General features: G+C 61.0%; 23 protein-coding genes. 22 read left to right on the forward strand and 1 reads right to left on the reverse strand.

Annotation, left to right across the window (positions count from 1 at the left end; translation table 11 throughout):
* Positions 1–66 precede the first annotated feature (66 nt).
* The 20 genes from GZ092_RS15375 (at position 67) to nagZ (ending at position 19,014) form a co-directional block, all read left to right on the forward strand.
* Entirely contained in the window at positions 67–1,434 is a 1,368-nt protein-coding gene (locus GZ092_RS15375; protein WP_293637672.1) for a sialidase family protein, read from the forward strand.
* Positions 1,352–2,056: a hypothetical protein gene (locus GZ092_RS15380; protein WP_293637673.1), complete on the forward strand. Its 705-nt coding sequence runs from the start codon at positions 1,352–1,354 to the stop codon at positions 2,054–2,056. The genes GZ092_RS15375 and GZ092_RS15380 overlap by 83 nt, the downstream gene beginning before the upstream one ends.
* A gap of 88 nt (positions 2,057–2,144) precedes the next feature.
* Positions 2,145–3,095, forward strand: a complete 951-nt coding sequence (gene fabD / locus GZ092_RS15385; RefSeq protein ID WP_293637674.1) for an ACP S-malonyltransferase — start codon at positions 2,145–2,147, stop codon at positions 3,093–3,095.
* On the forward strand, positions 3,092–3,838 hold the full coding sequence (gene fabG / locus GZ092_RS15390) for a 3-oxoacyl-ACP reductase FabG (RefSeq protein ID WP_293637675.1): 747 nt from the start codon (positions 3,092–3,094) through the stop codon (positions 3,836–3,838). The genes fabD and fabG overlap by 4 nt, the downstream gene beginning before the upstream one ends.
* Positions 3,839–4,009: 171 nt before the next feature.
* Positions 4,010–4,249: an acyl carrier protein gene (gene acpP / locus GZ092_RS15395; RefSeq protein WP_011802442.1), complete on the forward strand. Its 240-nt coding sequence runs from the start codon at positions 4,010–4,012 to the stop codon at positions 4,247–4,249.
* Positions 4,250–4,323: 74 nt separating this feature from the next.
* A complete protein-coding gene (fabF, locus tag GZ092_RS15400) occupies positions 4,324–5,571 on the forward strand; it encodes a beta-ketoacyl-ACP synthase II (RefSeq protein WP_293637676.1) in 1,248 nt (415 codons plus the stop codon).
* A 47-nt stretch (positions 5,572–5,618) separates the two neighbouring features.
* Complete coding sequence (locus GZ092_RS15405) at positions 5,619–6,170, forward strand: hypothetical protein (RefSeq protein ID WP_293637677.1); 552 nt, start codon at positions 5,619–5,621, stop codon at positions 6,168–6,170.
* On the forward strand, positions 6,167–6,802 hold the full coding sequence (rpoE, locus tag GZ092_RS15410) for an RNA polymerase sigma factor RpoE (RefSeq protein WP_293637678.1): 636 nt from the start codon (positions 6,167–6,169) through the stop codon (positions 6,800–6,802). Before GZ092_RS15405 ends, rpoE begins: the two co-directional genes overlap by 4 nt.
* Before the next feature lie 92 nt (positions 6,803–6,894).
* The gene (locus GZ092_RS15415; protein WP_293637679.1) at positions 6,895–7,512 is read left to right on the forward strand and encodes a sigma-E factor negative regulatory protein; all 618 of its coding nucleotides are present in this window, start codon (positions 6,895–6,897) and stop codon (positions 7,510–7,512) included.
* Between the two features lie 78 nt (positions 7,513–7,590).
* Entirely contained in the window at positions 7,591–8,574 is a 984-nt protein-coding gene (locus GZ092_RS15420) for a MucB/RseB C-terminal domain-containing protein (protein WP_293637680.1), read from the forward strand.
* A gap of 139 nt (positions 8,575–8,713) precedes the next feature.
* The gene (locus GZ092_RS15425; protein ID WP_293637681.1) at positions 8,714–10,174 is read left to right on the forward strand and encodes a DegQ family serine endoprotease; all 1,461 of its coding nucleotides are present in this window, start codon (positions 8,714–8,716) and stop codon (positions 10,172–10,174) included.
* A 328-nt stretch (positions 10,175–10,502) separates the two neighbouring features.
* The gene (lepA, locus tag GZ092_RS15430) at positions 10,503–12,314 is read left to right on the forward strand and encodes a translation elongation factor 4 (protein WP_293637683.1); all 1,812 of its coding nucleotides are present in this window, start codon (positions 10,503–10,505) and stop codon (positions 12,312–12,314) included.
* An 11-nt stretch (positions 12,315–12,325) separates the two neighbouring features.
* Positions 12,326–13,291, forward strand: coding sequence for a signal peptidase I (gene lepB / locus GZ092_RS15435; protein WP_293637684.1), 966 nt, complete (start codon positions 12,326–12,328; stop codon positions 13,289–13,291).
* A gap of 71 nt (positions 13,292–13,362) precedes the next feature.
* Positions 13,363–13,704: a DUF4845 domain-containing protein gene (locus tag GZ092_RS15440; RefSeq protein WP_293637685.1), complete on the forward strand. Its 342-nt coding sequence runs from the start codon at positions 13,363–13,365 to the stop codon at positions 13,702–13,704.
* A gap of 1 nt (position 13,705) precedes the next feature.
* A complete protein-coding gene (gene rnc / locus GZ092_RS15445; RefSeq protein WP_293637686.1) occupies positions 13,706–14,407 on the forward strand; it encodes a ribonuclease III in 702 nt (233 codons plus the stop codon).
* Positions 14,408–14,579: 172 nt separating this feature from the next.
* Positions 14,580–15,536, forward strand: coding sequence for a GTPase Era (gene era / locus GZ092_RS15450; protein WP_293637714.1), 957 nt, complete (start codon positions 14,580–14,582; stop codon positions 15,534–15,536).
* A 359-nt stretch (positions 15,537–15,895) separates the two neighbouring features.
* Entirely contained in the window at positions 15,896–16,645 is a 750-nt protein-coding gene (recO, locus tag GZ092_RS15455; protein ID WP_293637687.1) for a DNA repair protein RecO, read from the forward strand.
* A gap of 23 nt (positions 16,646–16,668) precedes the next feature.
* A complete protein-coding gene (locus tag GZ092_RS15460) occupies positions 16,669–17,499 on the forward strand; it encodes a pyridoxine 5'-phosphate synthase (protein ID WP_293637689.1) in 831 nt (276 codons plus the stop codon).
* Positions 17,499–17,891, forward strand: coding sequence for a holo-ACP synthase (gene acpS / locus GZ092_RS15465; protein ID WP_293637691.1), 393 nt, complete (start codon positions 17,499–17,501; stop codon positions 17,889–17,891). Before GZ092_RS15460 ends, acpS begins: the two co-directional genes overlap by 1 nt.
* A 64-nt stretch (positions 17,892–17,955) precedes the next feature.
* Positions 17,956–19,014 (forward strand): beta-N-acetylhexosaminidase, encoded by a 1,059-nt coding sequence (gene nagZ, locus GZ092_RS15470; protein ID WP_293637693.1) that lies wholly within the window; start codon positions 17,956–17,958, stop codon positions 19,012–19,014.
* Between the two features lie 6 nt (positions 19,015–19,020).
* Here the strand turns inward: nagZ and GZ092_RS15475 are convergent, their stop codons facing one another.
* Complete coding sequence (locus GZ092_RS15475) at positions 19,021–19,530, reverse strand: YgjP-like metallopeptidase domain-containing protein (protein WP_293637695.1); 510 nt, start codon at positions 19,528–19,530, stop codon at positions 19,021–19,023.
* Between the two features lie 208 nt (positions 19,531–19,738).
* On the opposite strand from GZ092_RS15475, the gene GZ092_RS15480 reads away from it, so the two are divergent.
* Both GZ092_RS15480 and GZ092_RS15485 read left to right on the forward strand, forming a co-directional pair.
* Positions 19,739–19,867, forward strand: coding sequence for a hypothetical protein (locus tag GZ092_RS15480; RefSeq protein ID WP_293637696.1), 129 nt, complete (start codon positions 19,739–19,741; stop codon positions 19,865–19,867).
* 11 nt (positions 19,868–19,878) lie between these two features.
* The gene (locus tag GZ092_RS15485) at positions 19,879–21,810 is read left to right on the forward strand and encodes a hypothetical protein (RefSeq protein WP_293637697.1); all 1,932 of its coding nucleotides are present in this window, start codon (positions 19,879–19,881) and stop codon (positions 21,808–21,810) included.
* Positions 21,811–21,891 lie beyond the last annotated feature (81 nt).

The following is a 21,891-nucleotide window of genomic DNA, read 5'->3' on the forward strand; positions in this document are numbered from 1 at the left end:
CCACAGGGGCTCGCCTTTCCGGCAGGGGGCTTCTTGAGCTTCAGCAGCCAAGGCTTTGCACGCCGCATGAGTTTGCTGTTGGCGCTGGTATTGACAGCCATTTTTCTTCTGGCTGGCTGGAAAATTGGCAACCAACTGTCTGCGCCGGATTTTCTGTTATTGCCGCGGCCGGAAGTGTCGGCAACAAAGATTCTGCCGAAGTTGCAGACTGCCGTTCCCGCAGCGGTCATGCCGGTCCGGCAATCCTCGCCAGATGGCCGTTTCGAATTTAACGCCCGGTTTGTATCTTCTTCACCTGGACAGGCGGTACATGCCGCGTCGCTGGTCGAACTGCGTGACGGCCGTTTGCGCGCTGTCTGGTTTTCAGGTTCGCGGGAAGGGGCGAGGGACGTGGTCATCAAGACCGCCGTGATGGACGCGGCAAACCTGCAGTGGGGCGAGGAGACAACGCTCCTGGACCGCCAGCAACTGCAGCAGGGCTTGTGGCGTTATGTGAAAAAAATTGGCAATCCGGTGATTGCCCGCATGCCTGACGGCTCGCTCATGCTCTGGATGGTCAATGTCTCGCTGGGCGGCTGGGCGGGCAGTTCCATCACCTGGCTGCGCTCCACCGATGACGGCCTGTCCTGGAGCCTTCCCGCAAGGCTGGTGACTTCGCCTTTCCTCAATATCAGCACGCTCGCCAAGGGAGCACCCATTTTTTACCAGGATGGGCAGATCGGCTTGCCGGTGTACCACGAGTTCGTGACCAAGTTTGCTGAAATCCTGCGCATCAGTCCCGAGGGACGCGTGCTCGACAAAATGCGCGTTCCGGGTAGCCAGACCAGCCTGCAACCCGTGGTGCTTGTGAATAGTGCCCGGGAGGCAAAAATTTACATGCGCTCGGGCAAGAGCACTGCCGTGATGGCTTCCGAAACGGTCGATGCAGGCAAAACATGGTCAGCTACCCATGCTACCCCCTGGCCCAATCCCGATTCAGCGCTGGCCGGCCTTGTGACAACTTCAGGCCAGCAGTGGCTTGCCCTCAATCCCAAACCGAAAAACCGCGAAATCCTGGCGTTGTTGCAGGCCAGCGCAGCGAGCTCGTTCGAGGAGGCCATCCCGTGGGTTGTGGAGTCTTCGCCTACGCCTGGAAAGCCTTTTTCAGTCAGCGACTACGAACGTCTGCTGGGCGATGAACTCCGCCAGCAAGGTGCCAGCCAGGCGCAAATCCAGGCTGATGTTGCCAGCGCCAAACGCCAGCTGTGCGGCCCAGCCACCTGCCTGCAGGAGTTTTCTTATCCCTACCTGCTGCAAAGCCGGGATGGCTGTCTGCACTTGGTGTACACCTGGCACCGCAGCCGCATCAAGCATGTCCGGCTCGATCCCCGGCAAGTTCTTCAACCCGACGCTGCATCGTCAGTTCAACGCCATGCTGCTTCCGCCGCTCACTGATGTGGTGGCCCTGCTGGGCATTGACCTGGTGCTGTGCGCAGCCGGCCTGCGGCTGCTGAGTGGCCGCAACCGCGTCATCCGGTGGGCCAAATGGGCCGTGATCGCCTTTTTTATCCTGTTGTGGGTCCCCTTTGGCTCAGCGCAACTGCCGCTGCTGGCTTATGTCAGGGGCGTCAGTTCGGACCTGAGCACGACGCTGGTAGCGCTGGCCTGTCTCGGTCTGGGCCGGCGCCTGTTCGGCCTGCCTGCCATGGCGCGGCGCGAAGGGATGGTTTTGTCTGTGGCCCTTGCCGTGGCTGCGGTCGTGCTGTATCCAACCGCCCTGGGATGGGGTGACTGGGATGCCTATCGGTCGGGATGGGGCTCGTTTGGCATGCTGGGCATTTTGTTGCTGCTGTCGCTTGCCTGCTGGCTTGCCGGCTTGCGGCTTTTGCCGGCGCTGGTGGGCCTGGCGCTGCTGGCCTGGGTCGCAGGATGGATGGAATCAGGCAATCTGTGGGATTACCTGATGGACCCTTGGCTGGCTATTTGGGCCGTGATTCACTGCATGAAGGCTGGCGCGAGGAGTGTGCTGCACCGGTACAGTCTTCGTGCTCCGGCGGCCCGGCCTGCGCCGCCCTGATGCAGCGAAAACAACCCGGTCTGCAGGTCATGCACCTTTCTACAATGAGCGCAATTCTCACCATGCGATTGATAACCGGAGTCATCATTTGAAATCATTTGCTTTTGTCTTTCCTGGCCAGGGCTCGCAGGCGGTCGGTATGCTGGACGCCTGGGGTGACCACCCCGTCGTGGTCCAGACCCTGGCTGAAGCCTCCGATGCGCTGGCTGAAGACGTCGGCCAGCTTATCAAGAGCGGCCCCAAGGAGGCGCTGGCGCTGACCACCAATACCCAGCCAGTGATGCTGGTCGCCGGTGTGGCGGCTTACCGGGTGTGGATGGCTGAAACCGGCATGGCACCAGCTGTAGTGGCCGGCCACTCGCTCGGTGAATATTCGGCGCTGGTCGCATCAGGCGTGCTGAGCCTGGCGCAGGCTGTGCCCCTGGTCCGCTTTCGGGCGCAGGCCATGCAGGACGCCGTGCCTGTCGGCATGGGCGCGATGGCTGCCATCCTGGGCATGGACGCCGCCAAAGTCATTGAAGGTTGCGCTGAAGTCATGCGGACCTTTGGCGCCCCTACGTCTGAAATCGTCGAAGCTGTCAATTTCAACGACCCGATGCAAACCGTGATTGCCGGCAGTAAGGCGGCGGTGGACAAGGCGTGTGAAATCCTCAAGGCGAATGGCGCCAAACGGGCCTTGCCCTTGCCCGTGTCAGCGCCGTTTCACTCCAGCCTGATGAAGCCCGCAGCCGACAGGCTCAAGGAGCAGCTTGCCGGCATCGAGTTTGCAGCCCCCCGAATTCCCGTCATCAACAATGTCGATGTCGCCGTCGAAACCGATGCCGACCGTATCCGTGATGCGCTTTACCGGCAGGCCTTCGGTCCGGTGCGCTGGGTCGAATGTGTGCAGGCCATCAAGGCGCTTGGCTTGACGACACTGGTCGAGTGTGGGCCGGGCAAGGTTCTGGCGGGTCTGGCGAAACGGATTGATCCGGAATTGACCGGGGTGCCTTTGTTTGATCCCGCATCATTGGTGGCTGTGAAAGAGGTGCTGGCATGAGCGAAATCAAATTTGAAGGGCAAGCAGCCCTGGTGACGGGTGCCTCGCGCGGCATAGGCGCGGCCATCGCCCTGGAGCTTGCCAGGAGGGGACTCAGTGTCACTGGCACCGCCACCACCGATGAGGGAGCCACAAGAATCAGCCGTATGCTGGCGTCTTACCCGGGTTGCTCCGGACAGGTTCTCGATGTGAACGACGTGGCCGCCGGCGATGCGCTGGTCAACCGCATCGTGACCGAGTTTGGCGGCTTGCAGGTGCTGGTGAACAATGCTGGCATCACCCGTGACATGCTGGCCATGCGCCTCAAGGACGACGACTGGGACGCGGTACTCGACACCAACCTGAAGGCGGTGTTTCGCATGAGCCGGGCCGTGATGCGCTGCATGATGAAGCAACGCTACGGCCGCATCATCAGCATCACTTCGGTGGTGGGCGCCTCGGGAAATGCCGGCCAGGCCAATTACGCCGCGTCCAAGGCTGGCGTGGCCGGCATGACGCGTGCGCTGGCGCGCGAACTCGGCTCTCGCAGCATCACCGTCAATTGCGTGGCGCCCGGCTTTATCGAAACCGACATGACGGCCCGCTTGCCCGAGGAACAGCAAAAAGCGCTGCTTGGACAAATTCCGTTAGGGCATCTGGGCAAGCCGCAGGACATCGCGAATGCCGTGGCTTTTCTGGCCAGTCCGCAGGCCTCCTACATCACGGGGCAGGAACTGCATGTCAACGGCGGCATGTATATGTAACAGCTGTAGGGCTTGAGCGACAGGTTCGGCAAGCCGGCCTGCCAGGCCTCTGCCTGACAGTGGTAAAACACAGGAAATCGAAGCCGGTTTTTATCCGTCCGGCCCGGTGCTTGGGAAGACAATCCCAACGCGGTAAAATCACGGATTAATTTACAACCCTCAGAGGGATTTATGAGCGATATCGAAGCACGTGTTAAGAAAATCATTGCCGAACAACTTGGCGTTGAAGAAGGTCAAGTCACCAGCGAAAAGTCCTTTGTGGCTGATCTGGGCGCTGATTCCCTTGACACCGTAGAGCTGGTCATGGCACTCGAAGACGAATTTGGCATTGAGATTCCCGACGAAGACGCCGAGAAAATCACCACGGTCCAGAACGCGATTGACTACGCGAACACCCATCACAAGGCTTAAGGCATTCGCGCCTTTGCCGTTACTTACCTGAAAAACCAGTTTCGGTCTTTCAGGTTTTTTTCCAGGATTACTGAATGAGCCGTCGTCGTGTCGTCGTCACAGGTCTGGGTTGCGTCAGCCCGGTAGGAAATACCGTGGCTGATTCCTGGGCCAATGTGCTTGCCGGAACACCCGGTATTGACCTGATCACCCATTTTGATGCAAGCAACCTAGCCTGCAAGTTCGCAGGCGAAGTCAAGGGATTCAACATCGCGGATTACATCCCCGAAAAAGAAGCCCGGCACATGGACCGCTTCATCCATCTTGGTTTGGCTGCGGCCTGCCAGGCGGTGGCCGACAGCGGTTTGCCTACCGGTGATGCCCTTGGCGATGACTTGGCAACCCGCATCGGCTGCAACATTGGATCAGGAATTGGCGGCTTGCCGCTGATTGAGCGCATGCATGGTGAATTGGTGGAGCGCGGCCCGCGCCGCATTTCGCCATTCTTTGTGCCGGCCACCATCATCAACATGATTTCCGGGCATGTGTCGATCAAGTTCGGTTTCAAGGGGCCAAACATTGCCGTCGTGACAGCCTGCACGACGGGCCTGCATGCCATCGGCCTGTCGGCGCGCATGATCGAGTACGGCGACTGCGATGTCATGGTCGCAGGCGGGGCGGAAGCCACGGTTTCGGCGTTGGGCGTGGGCGGCTTTGCAGCAGCCCGTGCCCTGTCAACTCGGAACGATGACCCCAAAACCGCGTCGCGCCCCTGGGATCGGGACCGGGACGGCTTCGTGCTTGGTGAAGGCAGCGGGGTGGTGGTTCTTGAAGAATACGAACACGCCAAGGCGCGTGGTGCCAAGATTTACGCTGAAGTTCTGGGCTTTGGCATGAGCGCCGATGCCTACCATATGACAGCGCCTGACATTGACGGCCCGCGCCGCTCCATGGTCATGGCCCTGAAAAATGCAGGCGTCAATGCGGACCAGGTTGATTACCTCAATGCGCATGGCACATCCACACCGCTGGGTGACCTGAATGAAACCAACGCCATCAAGGCAGCCTTTGGCGCACATGCCAAGGACAAGCTGGTGGTCAGCTCGACCAAGTCCATGACGGGTCATTTGCTGGGCGGTGCCGGCGGTATCGAATCGGTTTTCACCGTCCTCGCGCTGCACCACCAGAAAATTCCGCCGACGATCAACCTGTTCAACCAGGATCCCGAGTGCGACCTCGATTTCTGCGCCAATACCGCGCGTGACGCCACCATCGATATTGCTGTCAAAAACAATTTCGGCTTTGGCGGAACCAACGGCTCGCTAGTATTCAAGCGCGTCTGAGAGCCACAGGTCTTACTCCAGCAGCGCCGACCCCGGCACGCACTGCCTTGAGCCGCCACAATGCCCCGCCGGTGGTTTATCCTCTCGGGCGGTCGCCTTTTCTGGGCGGCTTGTTGCTGGTCCTCTGGATTGCCGGCCTTTTTTCAGCATTGCTGTGGTGGAATGCCACACGGCAGCCTGACTGGCGCATGCTGCTGGCGGGATTTTCGGTGCTGCTTGCAGGCCTTGCTGCACGAATCACCTGGGACAACCTTCCTGGCGGCCAACTGGCGTGGGATGGCGACGTCTGGCGCTGGGAAAGTGCTGGCTACCAGACTGGCGCTGGCGAGCATGCGCTGTCGGTGATTGCCGATTTTCAGCAGCGACTTTTGTTGCGGCTTGAAAACCCGGACGGCGCGCGTCTGTGGTTGTGGGTGGAGCAAAAAACCATGCCCGAGCGCTGGCTTGATTTGCGCCGCGCCGTGTATTCGCCGCACAGGTCGCGCGCCTCCCTGAATCCGCACGACTTTGTCCCTGAGGAGGCTTCCGGCTCGCCTCCGCCTGCTGTGGCACTATCAAAGGCTATGCCATCACAACAAGTTCCGCAGGCCAAATCATGAGTGATGACCTGCTCCCGCCTGCCGCCGAGAAAGCCGCGGACAGCGACGCGTTGCTGGTCCAGCGCACGGTCGCGGGTGACCAGAAGGCGTTTGAACTGCTGGTCATCAAATACCAGCGTCGCATCCAGCGTCTGATCGGGCGCATGGTCCGCGATGTCGACCTGGTGGAAGACATTGCACAGGAAACCTTCATACGGGCTTATCGCGCCCTGGGACAGTTCAGGGGCGAAGCGCAGTTTTACACCTGGCTCTACCGTATTGCCGTCAATACGGCCAAGAAAGCCCTGATGGACCTGAAGCGAAATCCCACCGTTTCTGAAAATGCCTACAAATCCGACGATGACGATGAAACTTCCCGGGTCGAAAACGAACTAACCAGTCCAGAGACCCCTGAAACGGTATTGGCCAGCAAGGAAATTGCCAACATCATCAACCAGGCGATGCAGGATTTGCCGGAGGAATTGCGTGAAGCAATCACCCTGCGGGAGATTGAAGGTTTGAGCTATGAGGAGATATCCGAAGCCATGAATTGTCCTATCGGTACGGTAAGGTCACGCATTTTCAGAGCCCGCGAGGCGATCTCTGCAAAGGTCAAACCCTTGCTGGAAAACCAGACCGGCAAACGCTGGTGAGTTTGTTGCCCTCCCGCAGTCATTCGCCAGCCCAGGCAGTCAGTGAACAGAACCGGCAGACCCGCTGCCCTTAAAACATCATGAAATCATGCATGACGACTCCCGAACTTCTTTCTGCACTGGCGGACGGCCAGCTAGACAAGCAGGATTTTGCCGCCGCGCTTGAAGCCTGCGACCAGAACGATGGCGCGCTTGATTGCTGGAATACCTACCACCTGATTGGTGACTTCCTGCGTTCGCCGGCCGAATTGCGTCCATCATCCCAGGCGGTCGGGGGCGAAATCGGGTTTGCCAGCCGGCTCAGCGCGCGACTTGCGCAAGAGACGGTCGCCACCGCAGTGGCACTTCCGGCTGCAAGCTTGCAGGCTTCTCCCGAGATGGTTCATCACCGTGGACCGGCATCGAACGATGGCAATTTCCGCTGGAAACTGGTGGCCGGTGTGGCGTCACTTGCCGCTGTTTCCGCGATGGTGTGGAATGCCTCCGGGCTGATGGCGTCGTCGTCCGGACAGCAACTGGCCCAAAATGCATCCCCGCAGATCGTGGTCACCTCACCGCAAGGGCCGGTGGTGCGCGATGCCAGGCTGGAGGAGTTGCTCGCGGCGCACCGGCAGTTTGGAACGGCTTCGGCCTTGCAGGAGTCTTCGGGCTTCTTGCGCAATGCGACGTTTGAAATGCCCGGCAATCCACAGGCTGCCAGCGCGCGTTGAGTGCCGGAAAAATTCCTGAAATCCATGATTTTTAAGTATTTAAGGCTGATTTCGCTAGTCCTGTATGGGTTGTTAGCTATGAATTATGTAGCTGCTCAGGCGCCAGCGGTCGCCGTGCCACCCACCGCATCGCCCGCAGAGGTGCGCAGCCTGAATGACTGGCTGATGCGAATGCACCAGGCTTCCGTGAATCGTTCCTATATTGGAACTTTCGTGGTGTCGGCGGGCGGCAACATGTCCAGCGCCAAGATATGGCATGTCTGTGAAGGCACGCAGCAGGTCGAGCGGGTCGAAACCCTGACCGGTGCGCCGCGTTCCATCTTCCGGCACAACGACCAGGTCACGACCTTCATGCCGGAGCACAAGGTGGCACGCAGTGAAAAGCGTGAGTCGCTGGGTCTGTTTCCCCAGTTGTTCCAGTCGGCTGACAGCCGTATTGCCGACTTCTACAAGTTCCGGCAGGAAGGCCTGGAACGGGTGGCGGGCGTCGATGCAGACGTCATCATGCTCGTCCCCAGGGACAGGTTGCGCTTTGGCTACCGGGTCTGGAGCGAGCGCAAAAATGGCTTGATCGTGAAGCTCCAGACGCTCGACACTGACGGCAAGGTGATTGAAGAAGCGGCATTTTCAGAGCTTCAGCTGGATGCGCCCGTCAGCATGAGTAAGCTCATCCAGATGATGGGCAAGATTCAAGGCTACCGTCTCGACAAGCCTGTGTTGGTCAAGACGACTGCAGCGGCCGAAGGCTGGGCATTGAAAACGCCTGTGTCAGGCTTCAATGCCATGAGTTGCTACAAACGGCCGGCTTCGGCAGCCGGCAGTGGCGCAAAGGGCCCCACTGGCGACGGCCCGCTGCAATGGATTTTTTCAGATGGCCTGGCGTCGGTGTCGATTTTTGTGGAACCGTTCGATTCGCAGCGGCATGTGCGCGAGTCCACGCTTTCGCTGGGCGCCACGCAGACCCTGACGCGGCAGCTTGACGCCCACTGGATCACCCTGGTGGGTGAGGTTCCCGTCCCGACCCTGCAGATGTTTGCAAGTGCGCTGGAGCGCAAAAAGTAAGAATCTGGCGCCACGGCCGAAAATCTTCGGTATTTGTCGGCTCAGGCATCTGCCTTTCGCATGCCGATTTCCATTGACCTGTTTGTTTTGAAAATTTGCTGGTTTGCTTGATACAACTCTATTGATGACAAGGCTGAAAATGCGTGAATTGAACCTTAACCCGCTGCGGCCCTACCTGGCTGCAGGCCTGATGGCCATCGCCGCAACAACCTCGGTGCTGCCGGTGACGCCGGTGTGGGCGCAAACCCGCACCTTGCCGGACTTCACCGATTTGGTGGACCAGGTGGGGCCGTCGGTGGTCAACATCCGCACCCTTGAAAAAGCCAAGGCTTCGGCAACCGCGAGTGGCATCGACGAGCAGATGCTGGAGTTCTTCAAGCGCTTCGGCATTCCCGTGCCGCCCAACATGCCGCGCGGACCACGCGCCGAACCGGGCCAGCCCGATGAAGACCAGCCGCGCGGCGTCGGCTCCGGCTTCATCCTGACGGCCGATGGCTTTGTCATGACCAATGCGCATGTGGTCGAGGGCGCGGACGAGGTCATCGTCACCCTGACCGACAAGCGCGAATTCAAGGCCAAGATCATTGGCGCCGACAAGCGCACCGACGTGGCCGTGGTCAAGATCGAAGCCACCGGCTTGCCTGCTGTCAAGATTGGCGACATCAGCCGCCTGCGGGTGGGCGAATGGGTGATGGCCATTGGTTCGCCGTTCGGGCTTGACAACACGGTGACGGCGGGCATCGTCAGCGCCAAGCAGCGCGATACGGGCGACTACCTGCCTTTCATCCAGACCGACGTGGCCATCAATCCCGGCAACTCGGGCGGCCCCTTGATCAACATGCGCGGCGAAGTCGTCGGCATCAACAGCCAGATCTACTCGCGTTCGGGTGGTTTCCAGGGCATTTCGTTTTCCATTCCGATCGACGAGGCTACGCGCGTGTCGGAGCAGCTGCGCATCACCGGCAAGGTGACGCGCGGGCGCATTGGCGTGCAGATCGACCAGGTCACCAAGGACGTGGCCGAGTCCATCGGACTAGGCAAGGTGCAGGGCGCGCTGGTGAGGGGTGTCGAAAGCGGCGCGCCGGCTGAAAAGGCAGGTATTGAAGCGGGCGACATCATCACGAAGTTCGAAGGCAAGCAGATCGACAAGGCCAGCGACCTTCCGCGCATGGTGGGCAATGTGAAACCGGGCACCCAGGTGACCGTTACCGTGTTTCGGCGCGGTGCCAGCAAGGACCTGTCCGTCACGATTGCCGAGGTGGAAGCCGACAAGCCTGCGCGTGCGGCTGCCAAGTCAGAGTCCAAGCCGCCCGTGGCCGGCCCGGCGCAAGCCTTGGGCCTGTCGGTCAGCGAGATCAGCGAAGCGCAGAAAAAGGAACTCAATGTCAAGGGTGGCGTCAAGGTCGATGCGGCCGATGGCGCAGCGGCCCGTGCCGGCCTGCGCGAAGGCGATGTGATCGTTTCAATGGCCAATACCGAAGTGACCGGGGTGAAGAGTTTTGAAGCGGCACTGGCGAAAATTGACAAGACCAAAAATATCACCGTGCTGGTCCGCCGTGGTGAACTGGCGCAATTTGTCATCATCCGGCCGGCGCGCTGACGGCTGGCTGCAGAGCCTTGAAACCGGTTTGGCGGTGCGGCTCGTTACAATGCAGCAGCATTTCAGCAGATTTTCACACCGGCATCCGCGCATTTTTCTGGCCAGCTGACCAAGTTGAGGTGGAACCTGGCGCCCCTCAAGGTCACAAGCCGCAGATGTTGAAACCGGTGGCTCCCGGCTTTTTGCCTACAATGAAGCTCCAACTTTCGCAGTTGCCATAGATTGTTGGTTCAGGGCGCGTCATTGAAAGACGCGCCTTTTTTTATGCTGCTGGCCGTGGGTTGTTTGTTTTCCTGCAATATATTCAAGTAATTAGGCGTTTTTGTTGATGAATCACATTCGAAATTTTTCGATCATTGCGCACATTGATCATGGCAAGTCCACGCTCGCCGACCGGCTGATCCAGCGCTGCGGCGGCTTGCAGGATCGCGAAATGAGCGCGCAGGTGCTCGACTCGATGGACATCGAAAAAGAGCGCGGCATCACCATCAAGGCGCAGACCGCCTCGCTCAACTACAAGGCAAAGGACGGCCAGGTTTACAACCTCAACCTGATCGACACGCCGGGCCATGTTGACTTTTCGTATGAAGTGAGCCGTTCGCTGTCGGCCTGCGAGGGCGCGCTGCTGGTGGTCGATGCCAGCCAGGGCGTCGAAGCGCAGACCGTGGCCAACTGCTACACCGCACTGGACCTGGGCGTGACGGTGGTGCCGGTGCTCAACAAGATGGACCTGCCGCAGGCCGACCCCGAAAACGCCAAGCAGGAAATCGAGGAAGTCATTGGCATCGACGCCACCGACGCGATTCCCTGCAGCGCCAAGACCGGCATGGGCATTGACGAGATTCTCGAAGCCGTGGTTGCCCTGATTCCGCCCCCGAAGGGAAACCCCGACGCCGCCTTGCGCGCCATGATCATTGACAGCTGGTACGACGCCTATGTCGGCGTGGTCATGCTGGTGCGCGTGGTCGATGGCCGCCTGGCCAAGGGCGACCGCATCAAGCTCATGGCCAGTGAAGCGACTTACAACGCCGAGCAATTGGGCGTTTTCACGCCGCACACCGAGCCGCGCCAGGCGCTCGAAGCCGGCGAAGTGGGCTTTGTGATTGCCGGCATCAAGGAACTTCAGGCGGCGCGCGTCGGCGACACCGTGACCCTGATCAAGGGCGGCACCGGCGGCGCCGCCTTCACCGCGACCGAAGCACTGCCGGGTTTCAAGGAAATCCAGCCGCAGGTGTTTGCCGGCCTGTATCCGTCGGAAGCCAGTGAATACGAGTCGCTGCGCGATGCGCTGGAAAAACTCAAGCTCAACGACGCCTCGCTGCATTACGAACCCGAGGTCAGCGAAGCTCTGGGGTTTGGCTTTCGTTGCGGCTTTCTGGGCCTGTTGCACATGGAAATCGTCCAGGAGCGGCTGGAGCGCGAGTTTGACCAGGACCTGATCACGACCGCGCCCAGCGTGGTCTATGAAGTGCTCAAGTCTGATGGCGAGACCATCCGGGTTGAAAACCCGTCGAAAATCCCCGATGGCGGACGCGTCAACGAGATTCGCGAACCCATCGTCACGGTTCACCTGTACATGCCGCAGGACTATGTCGGTGCCGTCATGACGCTGGCCAACCAGAAGCGCGGCGTGCAACTGAACATGGCCTACCACGGCAAGCAGGTCATGCTGACCTATGAAATGCCGCTGGGCGAGATCGTGCTGGACTTTTTTGACAAGCTCAAGTCGGTGTCACGCGGCTATGCGTCGATGGACTATGAGTTCAAGGAATTTCGCGCATCCGACGTGGTGAAGGTCGATATCTTGCTTAACGGCGAGAAGGTCGATGCGCTGTCCATCATCGTTCACCGCAGCCAGTCGGCCTACCGGGGCAGGGCGGTGGTGGCCAAAATGCGCGAAATCATTTCGCGCCAGCAGTTCGACGTCGCAATCCAGGCGGCCATCGGCGCCAACATCATTGCCCGCGAGACCATCAAGGCCTTGCGCAAGAACGTGATCGCCAAGTGCTATGGCGGCGATATTTCCCGCAAGAAGAAGCTTCTTGAGAAGCAGAAAGCAGGCAAGAAGCGCATGAAACAAATCGGTTCAGTGGAAGTGCCCCAAGAGGCATTCCTGGCTATCTTGCAGGTGGAAGACTGATGCGCGGCGTCATGAGTTCCATCACCGCCGTGGTGTTGGCGGGTTTTGTCGGCTACGGCGCCGCCTGGTACTTCGGCCTGCTCGAAGGCAACTTTTCCGCCCTGCTGTTCCTGGCTGCCGTCGTGACCGGAATTTACTGGGTGGCCGAGCGGCTTTATTTCCTGCCGCAGCGGCGCAAGGCCGTGGCGGCGCTGGATGCGAATGCCGTACAGCGCCAGGCCGAGCTGGCCAAAATGGGCATCAACCAGGTCGATGACAACACCGCCGAAGCCCGTAGCCGGCTGATCATGCAGCCCTGGTGGCTGGACTGGACCGCCGGCCTGTTCCCTGTGATCATCATCGTTTTCCTGCTGCGTTCCTTTTTGTTCGAGCCCTTCAAGATTCCGTCGGGCTCGATGATTCCGACGCTGCTGGTCAACGACCTGATCCTGGTGAACAAATTCCATTACGGCGTACGCCTTCCGGTCATCAACCGCAAGATACTGGACAACCACAGCCCCGAGCGCGGCGATGTGATGGTGTTTCGCTATCCGCCCAAGCCCAGCCTGGACTACATCAAGCGCGTGGTCGGCATTCCCGGCGACGAGGTGGCCTACCTGAACAAGAAGCTCACCATCAATGGCAAGCCGCTGCCCAAAGTGGCGCTCCCGGATTTTTTCGATGCCGATTCGATGCGCTATGCCAAGCAGTTCGAGGAAACCAACGGCGAGCGCAAATACCGGCTGCTGAATGATGACGACCGTCCGTCCTTCATTGCTGGTGCCGACAATTTCCCCTACAGGGACAACTGCCGTTACAGCACCGAAGGCGTGGTGTGCAAGGTGCCTGAAGGTCACTATTTCATGATGGGCGACAACCGCGACAATTCGCTCGATTCGCGTTACTGGGGCTTTGTTCCCGAGCAGAACATTGTCGGCAAGGCATTTTTTGTCTGGATGAACTTTGGCAATCTCAAGCGCATCGGTTCCTTTGATTAAGCGCAAAACCGCTGGCACCTTCATCGCCGGAAAAATCTTTTCTTCATGAATTTCCCCTGGAACCCGCATCAATGAAACACAAGCAACGTGGTATTTCCTTCATCGGCATCCTGTTTGTCGGCGCCATCGCGGCGTGCGCCTTTGTACTGGGTGCTCAGGTGCTGCCGACGCTGATCGAATTCCAGGCCATCACCAAGGCCGCGACCAAGGCCACGGCAGGCAGCACGGTACCCGAAGTCAGGGCGATCTTCGACAAGGCCGGGCAGATCGACGACATTCATTCAATTTCCGGCAAAGACCTGGATGTGACGAAAGAGGGCGACAAGACGGTGGTGGCTTTTGCCTATACGCGTGAAATCCACATGGCCGGACCCGCCTACCTGCTGCTGAAGTACAGCGGGCGATCCAAATAAAGTGCGCACGGCTTCCCTCTCCAGTCCTGCCCTGCAGGCCCTGCAAAAGCGCCTGCAGCATGAATTCGCCAATCCCAAGCTGCTTGCCCAGGCGCTGACGCACCGCAGCTTTTCGTCTGACCATAACGAACGTGTCGAATTCCTCGGCGATTCCGTGCTGAACCTGGCCGTGGCCGGCTTCCTGTACGAGCAGTTGAGCGAACTCCCCGAAGGTGATCTTTCGCGCGTCCGGGCCAACCTCGTCAAGCAGGACACGCTGCACCATCTGGCCGTGGTGCTGGGCTTGCCCGACCTGCTGCGGCTGGGCGAGGGCGAAGCTCGCTCCGGCGGAAAAAACCGGCCGTCCATGCTTGCCGATGCGCTGGAAGCCGTGATCGGCGCGGTCTACCTCGATGCCGGTTACGACAAGGCCGACCAGCTGGTGCGCCGCCTGTTCAAGGATGTCCAGGTGAACCCCCAAATGAAAGCCATTGGCAAGGACCCGAAAACCGAATTGCAGGAGTGGCTTCAGGGGCGCAAAATGCGACTTCCAGCCTACAAGGTGGTCGGCACTCAGGGTGCGGCGCATCAGCAGACCTTTGAAGTGGAATGCGAAATCACCGAATTCGGCCGCGCTGAACGCGGCACCGGTATTTCGCGGCGCGCTGGCGAACAGGCCGCCGCCAGCGCCATGCTGCTTTACGTCAAGACCCTGGCCGCTTGACGGCCTTTTTGCCAACGCCGCCTCTGGCTGGCCACCCAACACGATTGAATTGATGATGAGTACCGGAAAAAAAGAAACCAGCCCACCTGCCGACACCTTGCCCCTGGCAGGGCAAACGGCGGCGCCCCCCGCATCGCTGGAGCCGGCGCAGAGCCAGGACGCCATTGACGCCATGCTCGCACAGGCGACGGCCTCGCGTGGCGCGGCCGTGCCGGCCGACAGCGCCGCGCCCAGCCTTGCGCCTGTGGGCGAGCAGCGCTGCGGCCTGATTGCCATCGTCGGCAAGCCCAACGTCGGCAAGTCCACGCTGCTCAATGCGCTGGTCGGCCAGAAGGTCAGCATTACCTCGCGCAAGGCGCAGACCACGCGCCACCGCATCACCGGCATGCGCACGCGCGCCGCGACGCAGTTTGTGTTTGTCGATACGCCTGGCTTTCAGACGCGGCACGGCAATGCGCTGAATCGTTCGCTGAACCGCACCGTGGTCGGCGCCGTCAATGACGTGGACCTGATCGTTTTCGTGGTGGAAGCCGGCCAGTTCAACCTGGCCGATGCCAAGGTGCTGGCGCTGCTGCCCGAGAAAACACCGGCGATTTTGCTGGCCAACAAGTTCGACCTGATCCACCGCCGTGCCGAAATCGCGCCCTGGCTGCGCGCCATGCAGGAGCGGCACAACTTTGCCGAATTCGTGCCGATGTCGGCCAACAATGCCAAGGATGTCGAGCGTCTGTTCGGGATTTGCGAAAAATACCTGCCGGTGCAGCCGTGGATGTATGGCGCCGACGAACTGACCGACCGCAGCGACCGCTTCATGGCCGCCGAGATCATCCGCGAAAAGCTGTTTCGCCTGACCGGTGACGAATTGCCCTACACCTCGACCGTCATCATCGACCAGTATGAGGAAGAGGGCAATCTGCGCAAGATTGCCGCGACCATCGTCGTCGAGCGCGACGGCCACAAGGGCATGATCATTGGCGAGAAGGGCGAAAAGCTCAAGCGCATCGGCACCGAGGCGCGGCATGAACTCGAAGCCCTGACCGGCGGCAAGGTGTTCCTGGAGATCTGGGTCAAGGTCCGATCAGGCTGGGCCGACGACGAGGCCAGAGTCAAGACCTTCGGCTATGAATAGAGCCCCCACGGTCGCCCACTGCGTGTGGCTCCCTGCCCCCCGAGGGGGCCGCTGCGCCTGCGGCCCGGCAGAGCCGGTTCCGCGGCCCCTGCTTAGGAAGATGTACTCCCACGGTCGCCCACTGCGTGTGGCTCCCTGCCCCCCGAGGGGGTCGCTGCGCCTGCGGCCCGGCAGAGCCGGTTCCGCGGCCCCTGCTTGGGAAGATGTACCCCCACGGTCGCCCACTGCGTGTGGCTCCCTGCCCCCCGAGGGGGTCGCTGCGCCTGCGGCCCGGCAGAGCCGGTTGCGCGGCCCCTGCTTGGGAAAACGCAGACCCTGCTTGCCACTTCTACGTGATCGCTTGACCTGACACCTCCACCTTGGCCACCCAACGCATCAGTAACGAGCCCGCCTATGTGCTGCACCGTTACGACTGGAGCGAATCCAGCCTGATCCTGGACGTGTTCACACGTCATTACGGTCGGGTGGCGCTGGTGGCGCGGGGCGCCAAGAAGCCCAGTTCCAGCTTCCGGCCTATCCTGCTGCCGCTGCAGCCGCTGCATGTCGCCTTTGGCGGCGATGCGGAAATCCGCAACCTCAAGAGCGCCGAATGGCAGGGCGGCCATGTCATGCCCAGCGGTGATGCGCTGCTCTCGGGCTACTACCTCAATGAATTGCTGATGCGCCTGCTGGCCAGGGACGACCCGCATCCGCTGCTGTTTGACGCCTATGCCGCCACGGTCCAGCTGCTCGCCAGCCAGAATGCCGACACGCTTCAGCTGGCACTGCGCGCCTTCGAGCTGCGCCTGCTGCAGGGCATTGGCTTGCTGCCCCGGCTGGACGTGGAAACCGCGACGCTGGCGCCGCTGGCCGCGCAGCAGCGTTACGTGCTGGTTGCCGAAGCCGGCCTGCGGCCCGCCCATGACGATGACCGTTTCAGCCTGATCGGCGAACACTGGCAGGCGCTGCAGCAGTCCCTTGGCAACAAGGGACTGTTTTCCGACACGCTGCGGGCCTGCGTGCCAGCCGCCAATGAACTCAAAATACAGCTGCGCGCCTTGCTGCACTACCATTGCGGCGTCAGGGTTTTGAAAACCCGGCAGATGATGATGGACCTGCAAGCCCTTTAACGATTTATTCGATTGATGTCGCCATGATCGCCTTATTCCATTCCGGCCCCCGTTCGCACCTGCCCCATCCGCCCGGCACCCTGAAAACCGTGCTGTCGGTCAATGTCAACAAGGTGGCGCTGCTTCGAAATACCCGGCACCTGGACATTCCCAGCGTGCTGCGCGCCGCCGAGTTGTGCCTGCAGGCCGGCGCGCACGGCATCACGGTGCATCCCCGGCCCGACGAGCGCCATGTCCGCGCCGACGATGTCTATGAAATCGCCGCGATGATGAAGGACTGGCCGCACTGCGAGTTCAACATCGAAGGCAATCCGCTGCAAAACCTGATGCATTTTGTGCGTGACCTGTCGGCCCGGGGCCTGCCACTGCACCAGTGCACCTTCGTGCCCGACAGCGAAGACCAGTTCACCAGCGACCATGGCTGGAGTTTTCCGCAGGATGCCGAACGTCTGCGGCCGCACATCGAATATGCGCATGCGCGCGGCGTTCGGGTCAGCCTGTTCATGGACCCGATTCCCGAGACCATGGCCGCCGCCAAAGCCATCGGCGCCGACCGGGTCGAGCTGTACACCGAAAGCTATGCCCGCAAATGGTCCGGCCCTGAAAAAAACAAGGCTTTAGACCACTTTGCGCAGACGGCGCGGGCAGCGATAGCTATCAATCTGGGAGTGAATGCCGGACACGACCTGAACCGTGACAACCTGGCTGAATTCCTGCGCGCGGTTCCCGGTGTGCTTGAAGTCTCCATCGGCCATGCGCTGATTGCCGACGCGCTGGAACTGGGTTACGCGGCCACGGTCAAGGAGTACCTGCGCTGCATCAACGAGGCGTTTGCGCCCGCCGCCGTGGCCTGATGATCTACGGCATAGGCACCGACATCTGCGACATCCGCCGCATCCGCGCCAGCCTGGCGCGCCACGGCGAACGCTTTGCCCAAAGAATCCTGAGCGACGGCGAACTGGCGACCTGGACAGAGCGTAGCGCCCGCTGGCCCGACCGGGGTGTGAGCTACCTGGCCACCCGCTTTTCCGCCAAGGAAGCCTTCAGCAAGGCGATTGGCCTGGGGATGCGCATGCCCATGACCTGGCAGCATTGCGAAATCGCCAAGATGAGCAGCGGCAAGCCCGAGATCGTGCTGCATGCCGCGCTCAAGGACTGGTTTGATGCGCGCGAACTGACAGCCCATATCACCGTGACCGACGAAACCGACTATGCCGCCAGTTTTTGCGTAGTAGAGAAAAAATAGTTTTTCCGCACGCCCCGACTGCGCAAGCAGCTATGAATTTAATAGTGATCCTGAAAATACTTCCATGACCCAGCACGCCCCACTCATCATCGACATCGCCGGCCTCAAACTGGGCAAGGACGACCGCCGCCGCCTGAAGCATCCGCTGACCGGCGGCATCATCCTGTTCGCCCGCAACTGGAAAGACCGCCAGCAGCTTGGCAAGCTGTGCGCCGAGATCAAGGACCTGCGCGACGACCTGCTGATCTGCGTGGACCACGAAGGCGGCCGGGTGCAGCGCTTTCGTACCGACGGCCTGACGCATTTGCCGCCGATGCGTGCATTGGGCGCGCAGTGGATGCGTGACCAACTGGCCGCCACCAACGCCGCCACCGCCTGCGGCTATGTGCTGGGCGCCGAACTGCGCGCCTGCGGCGTCGATTTCAGCTTCACGCCGGTACTCGATCTGGACTGGGGCGAGAGCGGCGTGATTGGCGACCGCGCCTTTGGCCGCGACCCGCGCGTCGTCAGCCTGCTGGCCAAAAGCCTGATGCACGGCCTGCTGCAAAGCGGCATGGCCAACTGCGGCAAGCATTTTCCCGGCCATGGCTTCGTCAAGGCCGATTCGCACACCGACATTCCGGTGGACACGCGCACCCTCAAAGCCATCTTGAAGGACGATGCCGCGCCCTATGAATGGCTCAACACCACGCTGTCGAGCGTGATGCCGGCGCATGTGATCTATCCCAAGGTCGATGCCCGGCCGGCCGGTTTTTCCAGCAAATGGCTGAACTTCATCCTGCGCAGCCAGCTCGGTTTTGGCGGCGCGATTTTCAGCGACGACCTGAGCATGGCCGGCGCCCGGCTGATCGATGGTGTGGAAGTGAGCTACACCGAGGCCGCCATCGCCGCGCTGAACGCCGGATGTGACATGGTGCTGCTGTGCAACCAGTCGGCAGGCGAGGGCAAGCCGGTCGATGAATTGCTCGATGGCATGGCCGAGGCGCTTCTAAAAGGCCGATGGGAAGCGCTGGAGGCCAGCGAGTTGCGCCGCGAGGCCCTGCTGCCGCAGACGCCGGCGCTGGAGTGGGACGAACTCATGGTGCATCCGGCCTATATGCATGCGCTGGGCCTGATTCCCTAAAGCGCTTCAGGTCATGGCCGGCCATTCCAGCTTGCCCGCCGCGTCGATGTGCGTCAGGTACACGCGCAGGTCGAACTCGTACTGGTGATAGAGCGGCTCCATGTAGGTGCAGAGCTGGTAGAAGGCCTTGTCATGGCCTTTTTCCTTGATGTGCGCCAGTTCATGCACCGCGATCATTTTCAAGAACTCGACCGGCACTTCCTTGAATAGCGATGCCACCCGGATTTCGCGCTTGGACTTGAGCTTGTTGCCCTGCACCCGCGAAATCGTCGTGTGCGTGCCCAGCGCGTGGGTGATGATTTGCAGCTTGCTGTCGAACGCCACCTTGGACAGCGGCTCCGAATTGCGCAAAAACTCATTTTTCAGCGCCATGACGTAGTCATACAAGGCCTTGTCGGTGCGTACCGCGTGGGCATGGCGGTATTTGGCCAGCAGCGTGTCGCCGAGGCTGCCTTTGGCCAGCAACTGCTGAACCTGCGTCTGAAGGCTTTCCGGATAGCCGGCAAGGTATTTCATGGAATTCACTATTCTTTTTGTAGCTGAAAGTGCTTATGGATAAAGCGCAAGCGGCTGTTTTCATTCTAAAAATGGCAGTTGTGGAATGCTGCCGGATGGTAGCGTAAACCGGCAGGCCACTGATCAGATGGCGGCCGGACCGGTTTGACGAAAGCCGCAACACCGGCCCGCTCCGTGCGCATTGTTTGTGTATTGAAAAGTAATTCTCATGGATGTAGATGCGGCAGGCGAGAACAATCGCAAGCCGGTTCGCATCAGGACGGCCTTGGTCTCAATGCCCGGCGAACTGAAAAGCGCCTGCAAGCGCAAGTGCTTGCAGGTCGACAAGCTTGTTTGAGGGGAAGCATCATGGCAAAAAATGTCTTGCGATTTACCCACACCATGGCCGCAGCCAGCGAAGAGGTCGCGCGATGGGGCGGCCGTATCACCCAGCAGTTCAGCCCGACAGTCTTTGTGGCCGAACTTCCGGATGCCGTCGATGAAGCGGCAATGACCGCATCGACGGACCAGCCGACCCAGCCGCTTGACGAGGCCTCGCAACTGGCCGTTGATGCGTGGACCAACGGCGTCCAGGCCAGAAGCGCCCGTGCCGGCCAGGCCCGGTCGGCGACCGAGGACTTGAGCTGGGATACCCCGGGTTATGAGCCGCCGCGCGAACTGGAAACGCTTGAAGTCAGGACGCGCGCGGCCGGCGCACCCGAAGTCCCGTCCGAATCGACCGGCACGCCGACCAGCCGCTACCTGATCGGTTCGGTGGCAGTCGGCGTCGTGCTGGTGTCGCGCAACACCGGCGCGGAAGTCCTGAGCAGTGCCGAACGGGTCAAGATCATCCAGGAAGTGCAGGAGGGGCTGGGCTGGCTGGCCGGCGTCGAGCCACGGGCACGGATATCTTTTGTGTACGACATTCGCACGGTCACCGTGTCGTCCGCGCCCGGTCCCTATGCCGGCGTTGCCGATGCCTATGAGAGCTACGAGCGCGACTGGCGCGATGCCGCCCTGGCAAGCATGGGCTATGCCGCCGGTCGGCCCGGCTACCAGAAATACGCCAGCGACCTGCGTGCCAGCCGGCACACCGACTGGGCCTACGTGGCCTTTTTCACCAAATACCCGCTGAACCATTTTGCCTACGCCATCGTGGAGAAGGTGGTGATGAACTATGCCAACGACGGCTGGGGACCCGACAACATCAACCGGGTGTTCGCCCATGAGTCGTGCCATATTTTCGGCGCTGCCGACGAGTACGGCTCGTGCAGCTGCGGCACCACCAGTGGCCACCTGGCCGTGCCCAACAGCAACTGCGTCAACTGTTTTCCGCCGGGGACCCAGCTGGCTTGCCTGATGAACGCCAACACCCTGGAAATGTGCACCTTCAGCCGAAAGCAGATCGGCTGGGACGATCGCCTGTTTCCGCGTCAGGTTGGCTGGTCGGGATGGGTGGCGCTAGGCGCGCCTGCAGTGGGCTTTACCGGCGCGCCGGCGGTCGTCTCGCGCAACGGCACGGTCTGCAACATCTACGCTCGCGGCGCCGACAACGCGCTCTGGCAAAAAGCCTGGTTCAACAACGCCTGGCACGACTGGGGGCGCCACAACGACGGCGGTGTGCTGGCCTCCGAGCCGGCGCTGGGCTCGATGGGGCCGAACCACGAGCATGTGTTCGTTCGCGGCACCGACAACCAGGTCTGGCAGAAGTTCTGGAAAGCCGAGAGCGGCTGGTCGGGCTGGTTCGCGCTAGGCGCGCCTGCGGTGGGCTTTACCGGCGCGCCGGCGGTCATCTCGCGCAACGGCACGGTATGCAATATTTACGTTCGCGGCGCCGACAACGCGCTCTGGCAAAAGGCCTGGTTCAACAACGCCTGGCATGACTGGAGCCGCCACAGCGACGGCGGCGTGCTGGCTTCCAAGCCGGCGCTGGGCTCGATGGGGCCTGACCACGAGCATGTGTTTGTTCGCGGCACCGACAACCAGGTCTGGCAGAAGTGGTGGACAGGCGCGGGTGGCTGGTCGGGCTGGGTGGCCCTGGGCACGCCTCCGGGCGGCTTCATCGGTGCGCCATCGGTCATCTCGCGCAACGGCACGGTCTGCAACATTTATGTTCGCGGCGCCGACAACGCGCTCTGGCAAAAAGCCTGGTTCAACAACGCCTGGCACGACTGGGGCCGTCACAATGACGGCGGCGTGCTGGCCTCCGAACCGGCGCTGGGCTCGATGGGCCCGAACCACGAGCATGTGTTTGTTCGCGGCACCGACAACCAGGTCTGGCAGAAGTGGTGGCAGGGCTGATGTGGATGTGGATGTGCGCACCAGCATGATGAGCCCTGGTCGCGTGGCGGTGCTTGCGGCTCCGTAGCGCGCCACATCCGA

Source organism: Polaromonas sp. (assembly GCF_010365105.1).
GTDB lineage: Bacteria > Pseudomonadota > Gammaproteobacteria > Burkholderiales > Burkholderiaceae_C > Polaromonas.

Bases quoted from the DNA above. Each gene is read 5' to 3' on its own strand.
- GZ092_RS15375 (WP_293637672.1), top strand. From the start codon at position 67: ATGAGTTTGCTGTTGGCGCTGGTATTGACAGCCATTTTTCTTCTGGCT.
- GZ092_RS15380 (WP_293637673.1), top strand. From the start codon at position 1,352: ATGTCCGGCTCGATCCCCGGCAAGTTCTTCAACCCGACGCTGCATCGT.
- fabG (WP_293637675.1), top strand. From the start codon at position 3,092: ATGAGCGAAATCAAATTTGAAGGGCAAGCAGCCCTGGTGACGGGTGCC.
- acpP (WP_011802442.1), top strand. From the start codon at position 4,010: ATGAGCGATATCGAAGCACGTGTTAAGAAAATCATTGCCGAACAACTT.
- fabF (WP_293637676.1), top strand. From the start codon at position 4,324: ATGAGCCGTCGTCGTGTCGTCGTCACAGGTCTGGGTTGCGTCAGCCCG.
- rpoE (WP_293637678.1), top strand. From the start codon at position 6,167: ATGAGTGATGACCTGCTCCCGCCTGCCGCCGAGAAAGCCGCGGACAGC.
- GZ092_RS15415 (WP_293637679.1), top strand. From the start codon at position 6,895: ATGACGACTCCCGAACTTCTTTCTGCACTGGCGGACGGCCAGCTAGAC.
- GZ092_RS15420 (WP_293637680.1), top strand. From the start codon at position 7,591: ATGAATTATGTAGCTGCTCAGGCGCCAGCGGTCGCCGTGCCACCCACC.
- GZ092_RS15425 (WP_293637681.1), top strand. From the start codon at position 8,714: ATGCGTGAATTGAACCTTAACCCGCTGCGGCCCTACCTGGCTGCAGGC.
- lepA (WP_293637683.1), top strand. From the start codon at position 10,503: ATGAATCACATTCGAAATTTTTCGATCATTGCGCACATTGATCATGGC.
- lepB (WP_293637684.1), top strand. From the start codon at position 12,326: ATGAGTTCCATCACCGCCGTGGTGTTGGCGGGTTTTGTCGGCTACGGC.
- GZ092_RS15440 (WP_293637685.1), top strand. From the start codon at position 13,363: ATGAAACACAAGCAACGTGGTATTTCCTTCATCGGCATCCTGTTTGTC.
- era (WP_293637714.1), top strand. From the start codon at position 14,580: ATGCTCGCACAGGCGACGGCCTCGCGTGGCGCGGCCGTGCCGGCCGAC.
- GZ092_RS15460 (WP_293637689.1), top strand. From the start codon at position 16,669: ATGATCGCCTTATTCCATTCCGGCCCCCGTTCGCACCTGCCCCATCCG.
- acpS (WP_293637691.1), top strand. From the start codon at position 17,499: ATGATCTACGGCATAGGCACCGACATCTGCGACATCCGCCGCATCCGC.
- nagZ (WP_293637693.1), top strand. From the start codon at position 17,956: ATGACCCAGCACGCCCCACTCATCATCGACATCGCCGGCCTCAAACTG.
- GZ092_RS15475 (WP_293637695.1), bottom strand. From the start codon at position 19,530: ATGAAATACCTTGCCGGCTATCCGGAAAGCCTTCAGACGCAGGTTCAG.
- GZ092_RS15480 (WP_293637696.1), top strand. From the start codon at position 19,739: ATGGATGTAGATGCGGCAGGCGAGAACAATCGCAAGCCGGTTCGCATC.
- GZ092_RS15485 (WP_293637697.1), top strand. From the start codon at position 19,879: ATGGCAAAAAATGTCTTGCGATTTACCCACACCATGGCCGCAGCCAGC.